This window comes from Burkholderia sp. LS-044 (genome assembly GCF_004803625.1).
Lineage (GTDB): Bacteria > Pseudomonadota > Gammaproteobacteria > Burkholderiales > Burkholderiaceae > Burkholderia > Burkholderia cepacia.
In genome coordinates, this window is record NZ_SSWO01000009.1 from 157,681 (window position 1) to 172,979 (window position 15,299).

At 64.7% G+C, this 15,299-nt stretch carries 14 protein-coding genes and 2 pseudogenes; 3 read left to right on the plus strand and 13 right to left on the minus strand.

The genetic code is table 11. The annotated features are described in order from the left end of the window. Positions 1-692: 692 nt before the first annotated feature. The 4 genes and pseudogenes from E9536_RS23435 to E9536_RS23450 all read right to left on the minus strand — a co-directional run. Positions 693-1,337, minus strand: a complete 645-nt coding sequence (locus tag E9536_RS23435) for an NUDIX hydrolase (protein WP_136470855.1) — start codon at positions 1,335-1,337, stop codon at positions 693-695. A gap of 161 nt (positions 1,338-1,498) precedes the next feature. Then, positions 1,499-2,071 carry a hypothetical protein gene (locus tag E9536_RS23440; protein WP_133295599.1) on the minus strand — a complete coding sequence of 191 codons (573 nt, stop codon included), beginning with the start codon at positions 2,069-2,071 and terminating at the stop codon, positions 1,499-1,501. A gap of 197 nt (positions 2,072-2,268) precedes the next feature. Further along, positions 2,269-2,478: a hypothetical protein gene (locus tag E9536_RS42165; protein WP_247873498.1), complete on the minus strand. Its 210-nt coding sequence runs from the start codon at positions 2,476-2,478 to the stop codon at positions 2,269-2,271. 81 nt (positions 2,479-2,559) lie between these two features. Continuing rightward, positions 2,560-2,712, minus strand: a pseudogene (locus E9536_RS23450) (transposase domain-containing protein); the annotation flags it as partial. A 493-nt stretch (positions 2,713-3,205) separates the two neighbouring features. On the opposite strand from E9536_RS23450, the pseudogene E9536_RS23455 reads away from it, so the two are divergent. Next, positions 3,206-3,400: pseudogene (locus E9536_RS23455) on the plus strand (LuxR C-terminal-related transcriptional regulator); the annotation flags it as partial. Between the two features lie 122 nt (positions 3,401-3,522). Here E9536_RS23455 and E9536_RS23460 read toward each other — a convergent pair. The 9 genes from E9536_RS23460 to E9536_RS23500 form a co-directional block, all read right to left on the minus strand. Continuing rightward, positions 3,523-3,822, minus strand: a complete 300-nt coding sequence (locus E9536_RS23460; protein ID WP_059699531.1) for a hypothetical protein — start codon at positions 3,820-3,822, stop codon at positions 3,523-3,525. Between the two features lie 128 nt (positions 3,823-3,950). Continuing rightward, positions 3,951-4,259, minus strand: a complete 309-nt coding sequence (locus E9536_RS23465) for an EthD family reductase (protein WP_136470857.1) — start codon at positions 4,257-4,259, stop codon at positions 3,951-3,953. Between the two features lie 70 nt (positions 4,260-4,329). Beyond that, positions 4,330-5,811 (minus strand): MFS transporter, encoded by a 1,482-nt coding sequence (locus E9536_RS23470; RefSeq protein WP_060372546.1) that lies wholly within the window; start codon positions 5,809-5,811, stop codon positions 4,330-4,332. A 50-nt stretch (positions 5,812-5,861) separates the two neighbouring features. Further along, complete coding sequence (locus E9536_RS23475) at positions 5,862-6,458, minus strand: TetR family transcriptional regulator (RefSeq protein WP_136470859.1); 597 nt, start codon at positions 6,456-6,458, stop codon at positions 5,862-5,864. A 131-nt stretch (positions 6,459-6,589) separates the two neighbouring features. Beyond that, entirely contained in the window at positions 6,590-8,062 is a 1,473-nt protein-coding gene (locus E9536_RS23480) for an NAD-dependent succinate-semialdehyde dehydrogenase (protein WP_136470861.1), read from the minus strand. A 105-nt stretch (positions 8,063-8,167) separates the two neighbouring features. Further along, positions 8,168-8,659, minus strand: coding sequence for a winged helix-turn-helix transcriptional regulator (locus E9536_RS23485; protein ID WP_006749694.1), 492 nt, complete (start codon positions 8,657-8,659; stop codon positions 8,168-8,170). An 84-nt stretch (positions 8,660-8,743) separates the two neighbouring features. Further along, positions 8,744-10,144: an aspartate aminotransferase family protein gene (locus E9536_RS23490; protein ID WP_136470863.1), complete on the minus strand. Its 1,401-nt coding sequence runs from the start codon at positions 10,142-10,144 to the stop codon at positions 8,744-8,746. A 161-nt stretch (positions 10,145-10,305) separates the two neighbouring features. Further along, positions 10,306-11,232 carry a glyoxylate/hydroxypyruvate reductase A gene (locus tag E9536_RS23495; protein WP_060084718.1) on the minus strand — a complete coding sequence of 309 codons (927 nt, stop codon included), beginning with the start codon at positions 11,230-11,232 and terminating at the stop codon, positions 10,306-10,308. Between the two features lie 12 nt (positions 11,233-11,244). Next, positions 11,245-12,105 carry a GNAT family N-acetyltransferase gene (locus E9536_RS23500; protein ID WP_027792827.1) on the minus strand — a complete coding sequence of 287 codons (861 nt, stop codon included), beginning with the start codon at positions 12,103-12,105 and terminating at the stop codon, positions 11,245-11,247. Positions 12,106-12,536: 431 nt separating this feature from the next. On the opposite strand from E9536_RS23500, the gene E9536_RS23505 reads away from it, so the two are divergent. Both E9536_RS23505 and E9536_RS23510 read left to right on the plus strand, forming a co-directional pair. Further along, positions 12,537-13,205 (plus strand): haloacid dehalogenase type II, encoded by a 669-nt coding sequence (locus E9536_RS23505; RefSeq protein WP_021156521.1) that lies wholly within the window; start codon positions 12,537-12,539, stop codon positions 13,203-13,205. 174 nt (positions 13,206-13,379) lie between these two features. After that, complete coding sequence (locus E9536_RS23510) at positions 13,380-14,918, plus strand: methyl-accepting chemotaxis protein (protein ID WP_060174451.1); 1,539 nt, start codon at positions 13,380-13,382, stop codon at positions 14,916-14,918. Positions 14,919-15,299: the final 381 nt, after the last annotated feature.

A 15,299-nucleotide genomic window follows, 5' to 3' on the forward strand; every position in this document is an offset into this window, starting at 1 on the left:
AGATGCGGTCAGTCGACAGGCCAGCGCAGATCGTCGACGAGTTGTTTGAACCGGAGAGAATTACCTTGGGAATAAACGAAGACATCTGGGATATACGCGGCTGCGGCATTGTACGCTGCGGAGTTTTACCATTTCCGGCGCCGAGTCCCGCTGCTGTAGCGAAAGCGTTCGAGTTGCGCGATGACGACGCCTGTTACCGCGAAATCGATGAAAGTGAGGCACGTTGGCTTCACGTCACAACTAGAATTGGAAGTGCGCGACGATCCGACGACGGATCGGCATCGGTCACATTTCCGGAAGAGAAACCGATAGAAAAAGCCCGCACATGCGGTAATGCCGTTCAGTTAAGGCACTTTGAGGTGCCGAACGGAGTAACGCTGAGACAACTGTTTGACTGCTTTTGCGGACGGACATCCTGTTGCGGCTCGCATGCATGAATCTGATGATAAATACCGCCTGTGGCGATTTTCAGGCTCGCCGATTACGACGAATGGTTGCACGTAAGGATCGTCAATGCCGCGTGTAGTGCCACAACTCGATCCCACCGACGAGATGTCCACGGCACCCGCGCCAAAGATAATGAGAATATCGAGTGGATCGGCGAGAGTTCTTTCGCGGTATTTGGCGTGATCATCCGCATAAACCCCTTGCGCCTACATTTAAATCCTGAAAGTAATATTCACCCGAAAACCTTACGCTTTGCGATTTAGAATGTGAAAGCACAAATACTCCAAAATGCAGTAGTACCAACCTATATTATCATCGTTCTTCATTGATTCTATATTAGCCCAGTCATTTTTATTGGAAAAACTCCAGCGCCAAACCCATTTCAGCTCGTTATCGGCCGGCCACTCTTTTATACCGTGCTTCCTTGCATATAAAGTTATTTCTGAATATTTTTTAATGTCTCTGCGCATAATCGCCCCGGCAATATCCCTGGAATTAGGTAGGGCGATTTCTGATATATTATTCCACGTATTTTCCACATCTTCTTCGCTTGCGCAAAAATATACTGCCGAAAAAGCAAAGTTCGTTGCATTGGGTGGCAATGCCTCACCCTTCACATTGAATTTCACTGTTTCCGGCGGATTATTATCGGGGCTAAGCGGCAAATTAAATCCAGTTTCCTCCAAGAACTCGCGCCTAGCACCGTCCTCGATGTTAGGTTCCTCTAGCTTGCCTCCAGGCAATGCATATTCTCCAGGACCGCTATTTATCGTCCACCCAAGCGCATTGACCTTCCCCCCGTCGGCTTGGGTATAATATGACTTCACCTGCTTTTTAGCCATTAGAAACGTACCGCTCTTATCGTATAAGACGGCATAAACAGAAGCCATGATGCCTCCACAATTTTATTTTGCGCACGATGCCGTTCGGCATTGATTCGATTGCCGAACAATCGATGTTGCGAGATTTGAGCGATCTATTTCCGCTCTGCCGATGGCGGGCTACGCCCGCCATCAGTGTCCCCAACAGTTGAGGTTCACGAAATTTAAGCTCAGCCCTGCACTGTCAGTACCTTCCATGTGCCGCTACCGCCGTCACGATTGGCGAGACGCGAACCCGTGACCAAATATTGGAAGGGTTTATTATTACCTGCGCCGTTGGTGTCCAGAACGCCTGCCAAATTATTAAAATTAGCCACCAAAATTATGTTGTCCTCGTAATTTAAGCCGACATCTTTGCCGCTTTTTTTGGTGGTAATAATGATGGTCCAGTTGATAGTAACCAGAGCATCATCCGTATCAGTGGTTGTTGCCACGGGGTAGCCGGAATCGCTCGGGGCATAGCTGTTGAATAATGCCAAATTGCCACCATCACTAGCATTTACCAGGGTAATCGTATCGCCACTATAAACGGAGCTGCCGTCGCCAGAGGATTCCACCAACCCTATTGTCCATTGCGTTTCATTTACATAATCGCTAAATGACTTGTACGTTCCAATGGGGTCCAGAGCACTGGTTATACTCGTAGTCTGTTTGGTATTGATGCCGAGATAGCTGGGATTACCTTCGCCTCCGTAAAGATTGCTAATGCGGATATTCTTGCCATATTGCACATAATTTGACATTTTCGTTCTCCGGTTTTCAATTTGACGACGAATGCGACCTAGCCATCATGATTTTGGCAAAAAATTCAAATCCGCTTGAATTTGCAGCGCAAAATAAGAAAGATCGCGCAAAAAAATATAGAAGCTCGCGCGCGGAAGATCAATTACACTCAATTACACGAAATAAATATAAATTAAGAAATAAAATAACTCGCCATTCAGCAATAACGAGTACCCCACATAGCACGCACCAAAAACAACCGGGTGGCGTGTTGCCGCACACCCCCGCGGTCGCCCTGCTCAAGGGTCTGCGCGAGCCGCCGCAAGATCGCAGCGGTCGCAGGCGACGGTGTGTTGTCGACCTGCCGAGCACGCGCGGTATCGCTGCGCGTAAATTCCTTGAGTGTGAAGTGCGGTGTGAGTTGCATGTGGCGATCCAAACTGCGATCCACGAACGACGTCCCTCAGAGTAAATCGGTGGAGCGCTTGAGGTGCGGTAAGGAAGTGGATCAGCGCAGGTCGGCCGGCATTTGCCAGGGCAGCAGCGCGTCGTAGTCGTCGACGGTGGTCGCCAGCGGGAGGCGTTGGAACAGCCAGGTGAGATAGCGATACGGGTCGATGCCGTTGGCCTTGCAGGTCTCGACGAGTGAGTACAGATTGGCCTCGCGTTAGGGGACGTGGCGTTGCTGGATCGACGTATTAGGCCGGGCGGTCGCTTGCGTCGCGTCGACGCCGGGGCTATCCGGATCATAGATGTGGCTCACGAGCGCCGTAATGAGGAAAGTCGCTCGTGACAAGTGCATGGCGTGCACGTAACCGATGATCAACAACTTGGGTGCATGCGCAACAATAAACCTCTCGTCAAAAGGACGGGGGTGCGACTTTAATGCCTGTTTTCCAGGGTGGGGGAGGCTGTCGACATTGAGCCGTGGTGCACGCCCATGTCGCGCTTCAACTCCATCGTTTGGAATTCAGCGCACGTCGACGAAATACCTCGCCAGCGACCTGCCGCTGCTCACTTCCTCAGCTTGACGTTCGCCGCCCCGCGTTAGCGGAATCATTGGACACGATTAGCGCTCGAACGGACACTATTAGCAGAATCTACGAACTTCAACACCCGTGCCCCGGCGCATCGCCACGGGCGCGTCGGCCGTTGGCCCGCGCCTGTCCGCGCGGGAAATCGACGTCCTGCGGGCAATCTCCCGCGGCGCGAGCAACAAGCAGGTCGCGCAGGCGCTCGCGATGAGTCCGAGCACGGTGCGCACCCATGTCGAGAAGGCGTTCCGCAAGCTCGAATGTTCGACGCGCGCCGCGGCGACCCTCAAGGCGTCGGCGCTGGGGCTGCTCTGACGCGCTCCGCGACGCGGATTCGCTTTCGTGTGTGCGCGGACGGCCCGTCGGGCCGGCGCGACCTTTGACGCTCCGCCTGTCCGGTGGCTTATCCCGCGTATCGAAGATGGCGGTTGCACCATTCAAGTCGACCAGTCGTTGATCCGTTCCCTGCGATCCGAGGCTGTCGCGTCGGTGTCGGCCCAACCGTACCCCAACGTCGCGATTGCGAAGTAGACGGCACCGACGGCTTCGCAGGAAAGCAGCGCGCCGGCCAGCGCCATTCGCGCTCCACCCGAGACCATTTGCGCCGGCGCGTCGGCGTGTTTCCCGCGATGCACTGCGGTGCCGATCCGAAACAGGCCCGACACGATAGCGAGCACGCCGAACGCACGCGGCAGGCCGCTCGCCAATGCGACGATGAAGATCTGACGTCCCGACATTGCAGTGATCCTCCCGGTCCGGTATCGCGTGACGGCTGCCTATCCTGACACCCGATCGTTCGCGGCGCCATCGGACAAGTGACCGATGGCGCCGGCCGAAACCGATGCATGGCGGCGCGCGATCGGCGCTACGACACGCGCGAGAGCACGTCCGTGATGAGCCGATCGGGTTCGATGTCGGTGAACGCATCGATATCTGCCATGACGCCTGCCGTCTCCGCGGACGCGAACGCAGCGTCCAGCGCCGCACTGGCCTTGAAACGGCACATCGCCACGACGATCAGTTCGCTGTCCTCACGTGCTGGAAAGAAAGCGTCGATAGCGTCGAGCCCGTACGGCTTCCAGGATTTTTCCACCAGCGGAATGTGTTGTTCGACGTAGTAACGGGCATCGAATCGCGTGCCCGCGGCTCGGCGATAGGAGACGATGAAATACACGAAGAACCTCCAGGTCGGACTGACGCGGCGATGAATGTCGGTACGGGAAAATACGGGCAAATACAAACGATCACGGCCGTTCGCGTTCGGGGCCGAAGCCCGGACGCGCGGCGGCCCGCATCGACGTATGAGCGGCGCCCGCCCGTGCAAGCGAGATGCCCAGCGCGGCGCCCACGGCGAGGAACACCGAGATCGACAGCAGTGCGACGATGAACGCATGCGCGATGGCCGCCGGATCCTGGCGCGTGCCGAGCGTCGTATAGAAAATGCCGCCGATGATCGCCACGCTCAGCGACGTGCTGACCTGCAGCGTCGAGCTGGCGATGCCGGCGATCATGCCGGACAGCGCCGGTGCGACGCGCCCCGTCACCATGCGCATGAGCGTCGGCAGCGCGAGACCTTGTCCGAAACCGATGACGAAGAGCACGACGGCGAGCGGCGCGGCAGCGAGCGGCATCCCGATCGGCGTGGCATCGATCAACCACGCGAGGCCGACGAGCCCGACGATCTCCAGACTCATGCCGAACGGATTGACGTAAGCGCCGATGACACGCGCGGAGGCAGGCGTCGACAACGGGCCGAGCAGGAACCCGACGCCGAACGGCAAGAACACGAGGCCCGCGCTCAGTGCGTCGACGTGCAACGCATTCTGCAGATACACCGAGAACAGCAGGAAGAACGCGCCGATCGAGTACAGCAGCAGCGCGATCAGCAACGCGCGGCCGAGCCCCGGTGCGCGCAGCGCGGCCGGATCGAGCAGCGGTGCGCCGCCGCGGCGGCCGAGCCGGCGCTCGTAGCGCCAGAAGAACCCGGCGAGGGCCGGCACCGCGAGCAGCGACACCCATGCCCATACGGGCCAGCCTGCTTCGCGCCCCTCGATCAGCGGCACGATCAGCGCGCCCAGCGTCAGCATCGACAGCGCGGTGCCGCCGAGGTCGAGCTTGCGCGCATGCTGCGCACGCGTTTCCTTCAACAGCGGAATCCCGAACAGGACGACCAGAATCGCCAGCGGCAGGTTGACGAGGAAGATCGTGCGCCAGCCCAGATTCAACAGATTCAGCGAGATCAGGATCCCGCCCAGCGCCTGCCCGACCACGGCGGCGAGGCCGAATACCGCGCCGTACAAGCTGAGCGCGAGCGGCTTTTCCGCTTCGGGGAAGATCGCCTGGATCGAAGCGAGCGCCTGCGGCGCCATGATCGCGGCCGTCACGCCCTGCAACGCGCGGCCGACGATGAGCGTCCACGGCGAACTGGCGAAACCGCACAGCGTCGAGGCGATCGCAAAGCCGATCAACCCGAGGAAAAACACGCGGCCGCGGCCGAACAGGTCGCCCAATCGCCCGCCGGTGATCAGCGTCACCGCGTACAGGCCCGCATACGATGAAATGACGAGTTGCTCGGCCGACGACGAGGCGCCCAGTTCCGCGCGGATCGACGGCAGCGCGACGTTGACGATGAAGAAATCCAGCGGCGGCAGGAACGCGCCGACGAGCAGGACCGCAAACATCGCCCAGCGGCGCGGGTCGGGTGATACGGGGTCATTCCGTGACATGGACGGTTCTCCATACGGAACCAATCGGTTCCAAATTGGGTAAAAAAATATCAGTCGAGGATGCGCATCGTGCGGTCGACCAGCGTGAGCATGTCCTGCTCCGACACGCCGGTTTTGCCCAGCACGCGCATGCCCTCGATCTGGCAGACCAGCAAACGCGCCAGCACCTGTTCGTCCTGTTCGGCGATCTCGCCGCTCGCCTGGCCACGGACGATCGCACCGGCATAGAGCTGTTGCAGCCGCCGGAACATGCGCCCGGTGCGCTCCGCGACATCCGCGTCGCGCGCGGCCAGTTCCGTGGTCATCGCGACCGCGAGACATCCGCGCCGGCCCGCCTCGCCGACGGACAGGCGCGCATAGCGCAGCAGCGAATCGCGAATCGCATCCTTGACGGCGCCGGGTTGCGACAGAATGTCCGCGGTCGCCTTGAGCCCGTCGGCCATGTACAGGTCGAGCGCCGCCAGCAGCAGCGCCTTCTTGTCGCCGAACGCCTTGTACAGGCTACCGCGCGACAGGCCGGTGCCGGCCATCAGGTCGGGCAGGGACGCGCCTTCGTATCCGCGGTCCCAGAAAACGTCCATCGCGTCGCGCGCGGCATCGCCAAGTTCGAATTCGCGTGGGCGGCCCACGCCAGCCGGATTTGCCATTGATCGGTGTCGCAAACGATGCGGTGCCAAAAGTTGGATGCATTATATGGACCGATCGGTTCCGATGTCAACGCATGCCTGTCGACCGGGCGCGGCGAGGGCCGCCTCGCGGACGGCCCGGATTCATCCGATCAGTCGAGCCCGCCCTGGCACAGGTACTTGATCGACAGATAATCGTCGAGCCCGTAGCGCGAGCCTTCGCGACCATAACCCGACTCCTTCACGCCGCCGAACGGCGCGGCCTCGCTCGCGAGCGCGCCTTCGTTGATCCCGACGATGCCCGTTTCAAGCCGCGCCGACACGCGCGCGATGCGGCGCACGTCCTGTGTGTAGAAATACGCGGCGAGCCCGAACGGCGTGTCGTTTGCGGCGTCGACGGCTTCGTCCTCGGTGTCGAAGCGGAACAGCGCCGCGACCGGGCCGAACGTTTCCTCGCAGGTCAGCTGCATGTCGGCGGTGGCGTCGGCGAGTACCGTCGGCGCGTAATAGTTGGGGCCGAGTTCGGCCAGACGCTTGCCGCCGGCGAGCACGCGCGCGCCGCGCTCGATGGCGTCGCCGACGTGGCGGGCAATCTTGTCCACCGCACGTGCGTTGATCATCGGGCCGATCTGCGCGGCCGGGTCGGTCGCCGGCGCGACCTTCAGCGCGGCGACGCGCGCCGCGAGCTTCGCGGCGAATGCGTCGTAGACGCCGGCCTGCACGTAGACGCGATTCGGCGACACGCACGTCTGCCCGCCGTTGCGGAACTTGGCGGCCATCAGCCCGTCGACCGCGGCGTCGAGCTCGGCGTCGTCGAAGACGATGAACGGCGCGTTGCCGCCGAGCTCCAGCGACAGCTTCTTCAGCGTCGCCGCCGACTCGCGCGCCAGCAGCTTGCCGACAGGCGTCGAGCCGGTGAACGTGATCTTGCGCACGCGGCCGTCGGCGAGCCAGTCGGCCACCGCATCGATGCCACGTTCGCGCGACGCGGCGATCAGGTTCAGCACCCCGGGCGGCACGCCGGCTTCCTGCGCGAGAAACGCGAGCGCGAGCGCGGTCAGCGGCGTGTCCTCCGCCGGCTTCGCGATCACCGTGCAGCCGGCCGCGAGGGCGGGCGCGATCTTGCGCGCGATCATGGCGAGCGGGAAGTTCCACGGCGTGATCGCGGCGACGATGCCGATCGGCTCCTTCACCGCGCTCAGCCGCTTGCCGCGCTGCTGCTGCGGAATCAGGTCGCCGTACGTGCGTGTCGCTTCCTCGGCGAACCACAGCACGTACGACGCGCCGTATGCGACTTCGCCGCGCGCTTCCGCGAGCGGTTTGCCCTGTTCGCGCGACATTAGTTTCGCGAGATCGTCGGTGTGCGCAACGATCGCGGCATGCCATGCGCGCAGGATCGCCGCCCGTTCGCGGGCGGGTGTCGCACGCCATGCGGGCAGCGCGCGTGCGGCCGCGTCCGTTGCGGCGCGTGCGTCGGCGGCGCCGCTGTCGGGTGCGTGCGCGACGATGTCGAGCGTCGCGGGATCGACGACGTCGAAGCGACGGCCGTCGAGCGCGTCGCGCCACGTTCCGTCGATCAGGTTGGCGGTGCGAACGAGTTCGGTTCGGGACAGCGTAAGCGGCATGACAGGTCCTTGGAGGAAGCGGATCGGCGAAGGCGGAGGCGCGGGCGCGCGACTACCCCGCGCGGACAGCACGTTGCCGCGTCCGGGGTTGCCGCACGCCGTCCGTCAGTGACGTTCGCCGAACAGCGATTCGAGCGGGTAGTGCCGTTTGACGAACGGCGATTTGATGATCACGTAACTGAAATACTTCTCGATGCCGATGTTCTGCTCGAGCAGCCCTTCGACGATCGTCTGGTAATGGCTGACGCTGCGCGTGATGAACTTCAGCAGATAGTCGTAGCCGCCGCTCGCGAGGTGGCATTCGACGATCTCGTCGACGTTGCGGATCGCCGCGACGAAGCGGTCGAAGTCCTCGCGCCGATGGTCGGCCAGCGTGACCTCGGTGAACACGACCTGCACGTCGCCGAGCTTCTCGAGCTGGATGTGCGCGCCGTAGCCGCCGATGTAGCCGGCCTTCTCGAGCCGCTTCACGCGGATCAGGCAGGGGCTCGGCGACAGCCCGACCGCGTCCGCCAGCTCGACGTTGGTCATGCGGCCGCGCTTCTGCAACTGGGAGAGGATGCGCAGGTCGATGCGATCCAGCTTGCTGTCCGTCATGTTCACGTGAGTCGGAAAAATGGAATGTCCGGTTACTTTAGAGTCGAACGATGGCCGCCACAAGCCCGGCTTTCCCTTGGCCGGTCAGGCCGGCTGCGCGTGCGCGGCGTCGAGGGCGCGCTGCACGCCCGGATCGGCCAGCACGTCGTCGAGCGTCTTGCGCACGCGTTCGAACATCAGGTCGAACTCGCCCGCGGTGAAGCTCAGCGCCGGCGCGAAGCCGAGCACGCCGTCGCCGAACGCGCGAAACACCACGCCGTTCGCGTAGGCCGCCGCCGCGATCTTGTCCGGCACGTTCAGCGCCGCGTCGAAGCGCGTCTTGTGCGCCTTGTCGGCGACCAGCTCGAGTGCGCCGAGCAGGCCGGCCGAACGTGCGTCGCCGACGAGCGGATGCGCGCGCAGCACATCGAGCCCCGCCGCGAAGCGCGGCGCCAGCGCCTGGCCGTTCGCGAGCAGCCCGCCTTCGTGATAGAGCTTCAGCACCTCGAGGCCGATCGCCGCGCTGACCGGGTGCGCGGAATACGTATGGCCGTGCCCGACCACGGCCGACTCCGCACGGCTGCCCGCGATCCCTTCGTAGATTTCGTCGGACATCAGCACCGCGCCCATCGGCGCATAGCCGGCCGTCAGCCCCTTCGCGACGGTCATCAGGTCCGGATCGACCTGTTCGGTCTCGCACGCGAACAGCGGGCCCGTGCGGCCGAAGCCGGTGATCACCTCGTCGGCGACGAACAGGATGCCGAGGCGCCGGCACGCGTCGCGCATCGCCTTCAGCCAGCCGGCCGGCGGCACGATCACGCCGCCGGAACCCTGCACGGGTTCGCAGAAGAACGCGGCGACGTTGTCGGCGCCGAGTTCGGCAACCTTGGCTTCCAGCGCGGCCACCGACGCGGCGATCAGCGCCTGCGGATCGCCGCCGAGCGGATGGCGGTACGGGTAGGGCGACGGGATGTGGTGCTGGTCCGCGCGCGGCAGGTCGAAATGGCGGTGGAACGCGGGCAGCGCGGTGAGGCCCGCGCCGATCGACGACGAGCCGTGATAACCGCGCTCGAGCGCAATCATCTGCTTCTTCGACGGGCGGCCTGTCGCGTTGAAATAGTGCGTGATGAAGCGCACCGCGGAATCGATCGCGTCCGAGCCGCCGAGCGTGAAGTACACGCGGTTCAGCGACGGCGGCGCGAGCGCCGCGAGCCGTTCGGCCAGCTCGATCGCGGGCTGCGAGCCGAAATGGAAATAGCCGGTCGCGTAGGGCAGTTTCGCCATCTGCTCGGCGGCGGCCTTCACGATGCTGTCGCGGCCGTAGCCGACGTTGACGCACCACAGGCCCGAGAACGCATCGAGCAGCGTATGGCCGTCGGCGTCGCGCAGGAACACGCCGTCGGCGGATTCGAGCATGGTGACGCCGCGCGCCTCGTGCGCACGATAGTTGACGACGGGGTGGATCAGGTGTTGACGATCAGCTTCGATCAGCGCGGCGTGGTTCATGGCAGGGCGGGACTCTCGTCGGGTGTCAGCGATGAGTTCATGCTACCGGGCGAGCCATCCTCATGCGTTTTCAATTTGCAGTCTGAAACATACGAACGCGGCGTTTGTGCGGGGCGCTTCGGCATTTTCTGCTGCGCGCCCCGCCGGGCCGGGCGCACGCGTCAGTAACCGCGCGCGCGATCGACGACGCCGATCATCGGCTGCCCCGCGCGATGCCGCGCGAGGTTCGCGAGCACGGCGTCGACCGCGGTGTCCGGCCGCGTCGCGCTCGCGATGTGCGGCGTGATCCGGATGCGCGGGTGCGTCCAGAACGGATGGCCGGCCGGCAACGGTTCGGGGTCCGTCACGTCGAGGATCGCGCTGTCGAGCCGGCCGCTCGCGAGCCCCGCGAGCAGCGCGGCTTCGTCGAGCTGCGGGCCGCGCCCGACCTGCACGAGCGACGCGCCCGCCGGCAGCGCATCGAACACGCGTGCGCCGAGCAGCCCGCGTGTGCCGTCGGTGAGCGGGAGCAGGCAGATCAGGATGTCGGTGCGGGCGAGGAACGCGTCGAGTGCCGCGTCGCCCGCGTAGCAGTCGATGCCGTCGAGCGTGCGCGGCGTGCGGCTCCAGCCGGCGCACGGGAAGCCGAAGCGGCGCAGCGTATCGAGCACGGCCTGGCCGAGCGTGCCGAGCCCGAGCACGCCGACGCGCCGCGACGCGGCCGCGCGCACCGGCTGCTCGCGCCACACTTGCGCGCGCTGCTGCGCCGCGTAGTCGAGCAGGTCGCGGTGGATCGTCAGCACGGCCTGCGTCACGTATTCGACCATACCTTCGACGATGCCGGGCTCGATCATCCGCACGACCGGGATATGCGCAGGCACGCGCGACAGGTCGAACTGATCGATGCCGGCGCCGACCGAGAACACGACTTCGAGATTCGGCAGCAGCGTGGCCGGATCGTCGGGCGGCTGCCACGCGGCGAGATAACGGACGGCTTCAGGATCGCCGAGGTCCGGCCAGATCCGGAACGGAAGCTCGGGCGCCTGTTGCGCGAAGCGCTGTGCCCATTGCGCACCGCGCACCGGGTCGGCCTTGTAGAGAAAGCTCATCGTCGGCACCGCTCAACCAAGTGCCTGGTTCACGATCGCGAACGCGCGCAGCGCCGGGTCGCGCGCGGGCGTCGCGCCGCGCGCCATGGCGACGACGGTATCGACGCGCGGCAGACCGAGCCCCTGCAGCCAGTCGGACAGCCCGCTGTCGCCCGGCACGTCGAGCCGCACGAACTTCCCTTCGTGCAGCGCGAGCCAGTGGCTGATCAGCGCCTGCGCGCGCTGCGCGTCCGGCGCGACCACCGGGCCGATCGCATGGCCGCGGCCGAAGCGGCGGAACAGCGCGAAGCCGAGCAGTTCGCCGTCGCGATCGAGCGCGATGCCGTTCGCGACGCCGAGCAGCGCCTCGATCACCTCGTCGCGCCGATAACCCGCGGCCCGCGACGCGAGCGCGGCAAGCCGCGGGCCGTCGTTTGCGCCGATGGGCCGCAGGCGCTCGCCGGGCGGCAGCGATATCAGCGGCGGCTGGAAGGCGGCACCCTGGTGCTGGTCGATCGTATCGATCACCTCGAACCCGAATTTCGCGTACAGCGGCTCGCCGGCCGGCGTCGCGTGCAGAAAAATGGTTCGCGTGCCGAAGCTGTCGACCACGCGGGTGAGCAGTTCGCGCCCGATGCCGCGGCCCTGGTGCTCGGGCGACACGATGACCATGCCGAGCGACGCGTGCGCTTCGCCGAAGCGCCAGCCGAGCGCGGTACCGACGATGCCGGTTTCGTCCTCGGCGACGAAGCCGTCGCCGAGCTGGAGCACGAAGCGCCAGTCGTCGAGCCGGTGCGGCCACTTGACTGCTTCCGACAGACGATGCGCGGCGGGCAGGTCGGTTTCGGCGAACCGACGATAAATAAGCGTGCGGGAAGGGTTGAGATCGGACACGCTGGACTCCGGATGGGTAGGAATGACATATCGACTCTGCCAGTGACACCGCGGCACGGATAGGATGATTCGCCTGTTTTCCGGCGACGGCGGGCGGCCGTGCAAGATCGACGCAAACCGGCTCGATCGGCGCGTGCGAACGCGCGGATCGTGCCGCCGCGGCCCGTCAATCCGACAGCGCCTGCTGTGGGAACGGCACTACGATGAAAACACCGGTGTCGCGGCCGCTTGCCGGCGCGCCGCCCCGCCGGTGCGGCGGGACCGCGCCGGCAAGCGCCGCAGATCGTGCTGCCCGCGCCGCGCAACACGCGGCGATTCTGCGTTTTGGGCGGCGTCGAACGACGTGCGCCGGGTTTTTTGCCTTGATTCAATTTCGTACCACCCAGCCCATCCCCGGCCCTGCCGGGGCTTCACACCGACAGGACGTCACCATGATCCAATTTGAACCGAAGTACATCACGTTCGACTGCTACGGCACGCTGACCCGCTTCCAGATGGCGGACCTGGCGCGCGAGATCTACGCGGACCGGCTCTCGCCGGTCGCGATGGAGGATTTCGTGCGTGCGTTCGCCGCTTACCGGCTCGACGAGGTGCTCGGCGCGTGGAAGCCGTACCGCGACGTCGTCGTCAACGCGATCCGGCGCACCTGCGCGCGAGTCGGCGTGAAGTTCGACGAAGCCGAGGCCGAGCGCTTCTATCATGCGGTGCCGACGTGGGGCCCGCATCCGGACGTGCCGGCGGGCCTGTCGCGGCTCGCGACGAAGTACAAGCTCGTGATCCTGTCGAACGCAATGGACGAGCAGATCATGAGCAACGTCGACAAGCTCGGCGCGCCGTTCCATGCGGTGTTCACCGCGCAGCAGGCGCAGTCGTACAAGCCGCGGATGCAGGGCTTCGAATACATGTTCGGCAAGCTCGGCTGCAAGCCCGAGGACGTGCTGCACGTGTCGTCGAGCCTGCGCTACGACCTGATGACGGCCGAGGATCTGGGCATCAAGCACAAGGCGTTCGTCAATCGCGGCCACGAGCCGGGCACGCCGTTCTACAACTATTACGAAGTGTCGGATATCGGCCACCTCGCGACGCAGCTCGGCCTGTAAGCCGCCGGGGCCGGCCGATCCATCGCACGACGGGACGCGGCCGCGATGCCGGCGCGCCCCGTCGCGCGTTCGATCAGCGTACGAAACGAGGGTAATTACCGATATCGAGTCGTTCAAGGCGGGGCCGCCCCGGCCGATATATGTACCGAACGGTTAATATTTCGAGGCCCCCGCATGAAGTTGTCCACCAAACTGCTGATGCTCGTCGCCGCGGCGCTGCTCGGCGTCGTCCTGCTCGCCGCGTTGTCGCTGCACACGCTGCGCGACGCGCTGATCGACAGCCGCCGCGAAGAGGTCGTCATTCTGCTGACCAAGGCCGAGCATCTGGTCGATTCGTATCGCGCGCTGCAGACGAGCGGCACGCTCACGCAGGAGCAGGCGCAGCAGCAGGCCAAGGCCGCGCTGGCCGCGCTCAACGCGAATTCGAAGAGCTACTTCTGGGTCACGACGTCCGACGGCGTCAACCTCGTGCACCCGAACGCGAAATTCATCGGCACGCGTGCGAAAGGCAACCGCACGACCAGCGGCATGACCGACAGCGAGGCGTACCGCGCGGGGATGGCGCAGGCGCATTTCGCGCTCGTCGACGTGCTGATCAAGCGTAGCCCGGACGCGGACCTGGAGCCGAAGCTGCAGGGCGTGGTCGCGATTCCGGACTGGAACTGGTGGATCGGCACCGGATTTTTCTACGACGACATCAACGCGGCGTTTGCCCGGCTCGCGATGGCGCTCGGCGCCGTCGCGCTCGTCATCGCCGCGGCGCTCGCGGCCATCGCCTGGGGCGTGCTGCGCAGCGTCAGGCGCACGCTGGGCGGCGAGCCCGCGCATGCGACGCAGATCGCCGCCCGCATCGCGGCCGGCGAACTGGACGTGCAGTTCGATACGGCGCACGCCGCGCCCGGCAGCCTGCTCGTCGCGCTGGGCGACATGAAGGCGCGGCTGACCGACACCATCGCCGAGATCCAGACCACGACCCACTCGATCGCCACCGGCACCGGCGAAATCGCGCAAGGCAACCTGGATCTGTCGCAGCGCACGGAGCAGCAGGCCGCGTCGCTGCAGGAAACGGCGGCGAGCATGGAGCAGATCACGTCCACGGTCAAACAGAACGCCGACAACGCGCGCCAGGCGAATGCGCTCGTGGCCCAGGCCAAGGATGCGACCGAACTCGGCGGCGCCGCCGTGCAGGCGGTCGTCGAAACGATGCGGCAGATCTCGGATGGGTCGGTGCGGATCGCCGACATTACCGTCGTGATCGAAAGCATCGCATTCCAGACCAACATTCTCGCGCTCAACGCCGCGGTGGAAGCCGCGCGGGCCGGCGAGGAGGGGCGCGGGTTCGCCGTCGTCGCTTCGGAAGTCCGCTCGCTCGCGCAACGCAGCGCCGCGGCCGCGAAGGACATCAAGGGCTTGATCGACGCGTCGGTCGAGCGGGCCGGCAGCGGCAGCCGGCTCGTCGAGACGGCCGGCGAGCGCATGACGGAGATCGTCCGGTCGATCGACCGGGTGGCCGACATCATGGGCGAGATTTCGGCGGCGTCGGCCGAGCAAAGCACCGGCATCGAACAGATCGGGCTGGCGGTCGCGCAAATGGACGAAGTCACCCAGCAGAACGCCGCGCTCGTCGAGCAGGCGGCGGCGGCCGCTTCGTCGCTGGACGAGCAGGCGGCGCGCCTGCGGGCCGCCGTATCGGTATTCCGGCTCGCTGCCTGACGACTGCACGACTGCACGACTGCACGACTGCACGGCCGCACGGGTCTGGTTTCCCGGCGGTCCCGTCATCCTCCCGTCTTCCCGCCAAGCCGTTCCGATCGAGCGGCATTCTTCTGAACTTTCCTGCGCGACGTCCCGTCGCGATCCCCACCGTCGACGCCCGTGCATGCGGCGATCTGCCGCAATACACCGTGCGTTTCAGCCGTCATCGGCATGCGGACACGCATTCGACACAAACGTGCGGTTTGCGTGTGCCAAACGCGCGCCGGATGCCGAACGGACAATTTTGTCGGCGCAATCTGCGGCGGCTGCGGCCTTACGATTTCCTGCATCGACACGGGTTGGGCAACCGCCGCGACACGCCGCCGGGTACACGGCGAC

Coding starts and splice junctions, on each gene's coding strand:
- E9536_RS23435 (WP_136470855.1), bottom strand. CDS start 1,337: ATGGCTTCTGTTTATGCCGTCTTATACGATAAGAGCGGTACGTTTCTA.
- E9536_RS23440 (WP_133295599.1), bottom strand. CDS start 2,071: ATGTCAAATTATGTGCAATATGGCAAGAATATCCGCATTAGCAATCTT.
- E9536_RS42165 (WP_247873498.1), bottom strand. CDS start 2,478: ATGCAACTCACACCGCACTTCACACTCAAGGAATTTACGCGCAGCGAT.
- E9536_RS23460 (WP_059699531.1), bottom strand. CDS start 3,822: ATGTCGGGACGTCAGATCTTCATCGTCGCATTGGCGAGCGGCCTGCCG.
- E9536_RS23470 (WP_060372546.1), bottom strand. CDS start 5,811: ATGTCACGGAATGACCCCGTATCACCCGACCCGCGCCGCTGGGCGATG.
- E9536_RS23475 (WP_136470859.1), bottom strand. CDS start 6,458: ATGGCAAATCCGGCTGGCGTGGGCCGCCCACGCGAATTCGAACTTGGC.
- E9536_RS23480 (WP_136470861.1), bottom strand. CDS start 8,062: ATGCCGCTTACGCTGTCCCGAACCGAACTCGTTCGCACCGCCAACCTG.
- E9536_RS23485 (WP_006749694.1), bottom strand. CDS start 8,659: ATGACGGACAGCAAGCTGGATCGCATCGACCTGCGCATCCTCTCCCAG.
- E9536_RS23490 (WP_136470863.1), bottom strand. CDS start 10,144: ATGAACCACGCCGCGCTGATCGAAGCTGATCGTCAACACCTGATCCAC.
- E9536_RS23495 (WP_060084718.1), bottom strand. CDS start 11,232: ATGAGCTTTCTCTACAAGGCCGACCCGGTGCGCGGTGCGCAATGGGCA.
- E9536_RS23505 (WP_021156521.1), top strand. CDS start 12,537: ATGATCCAATTTGAACCGAAGTACATCACGTTCGACTGCTACGGCACG.
- E9536_RS23510 (WP_060174451.1), top strand. CDS start 13,380: ATGAAGTTGTCCACCAAACTGCTGATGCTCGTCGCCGCGGCGCTGCTC.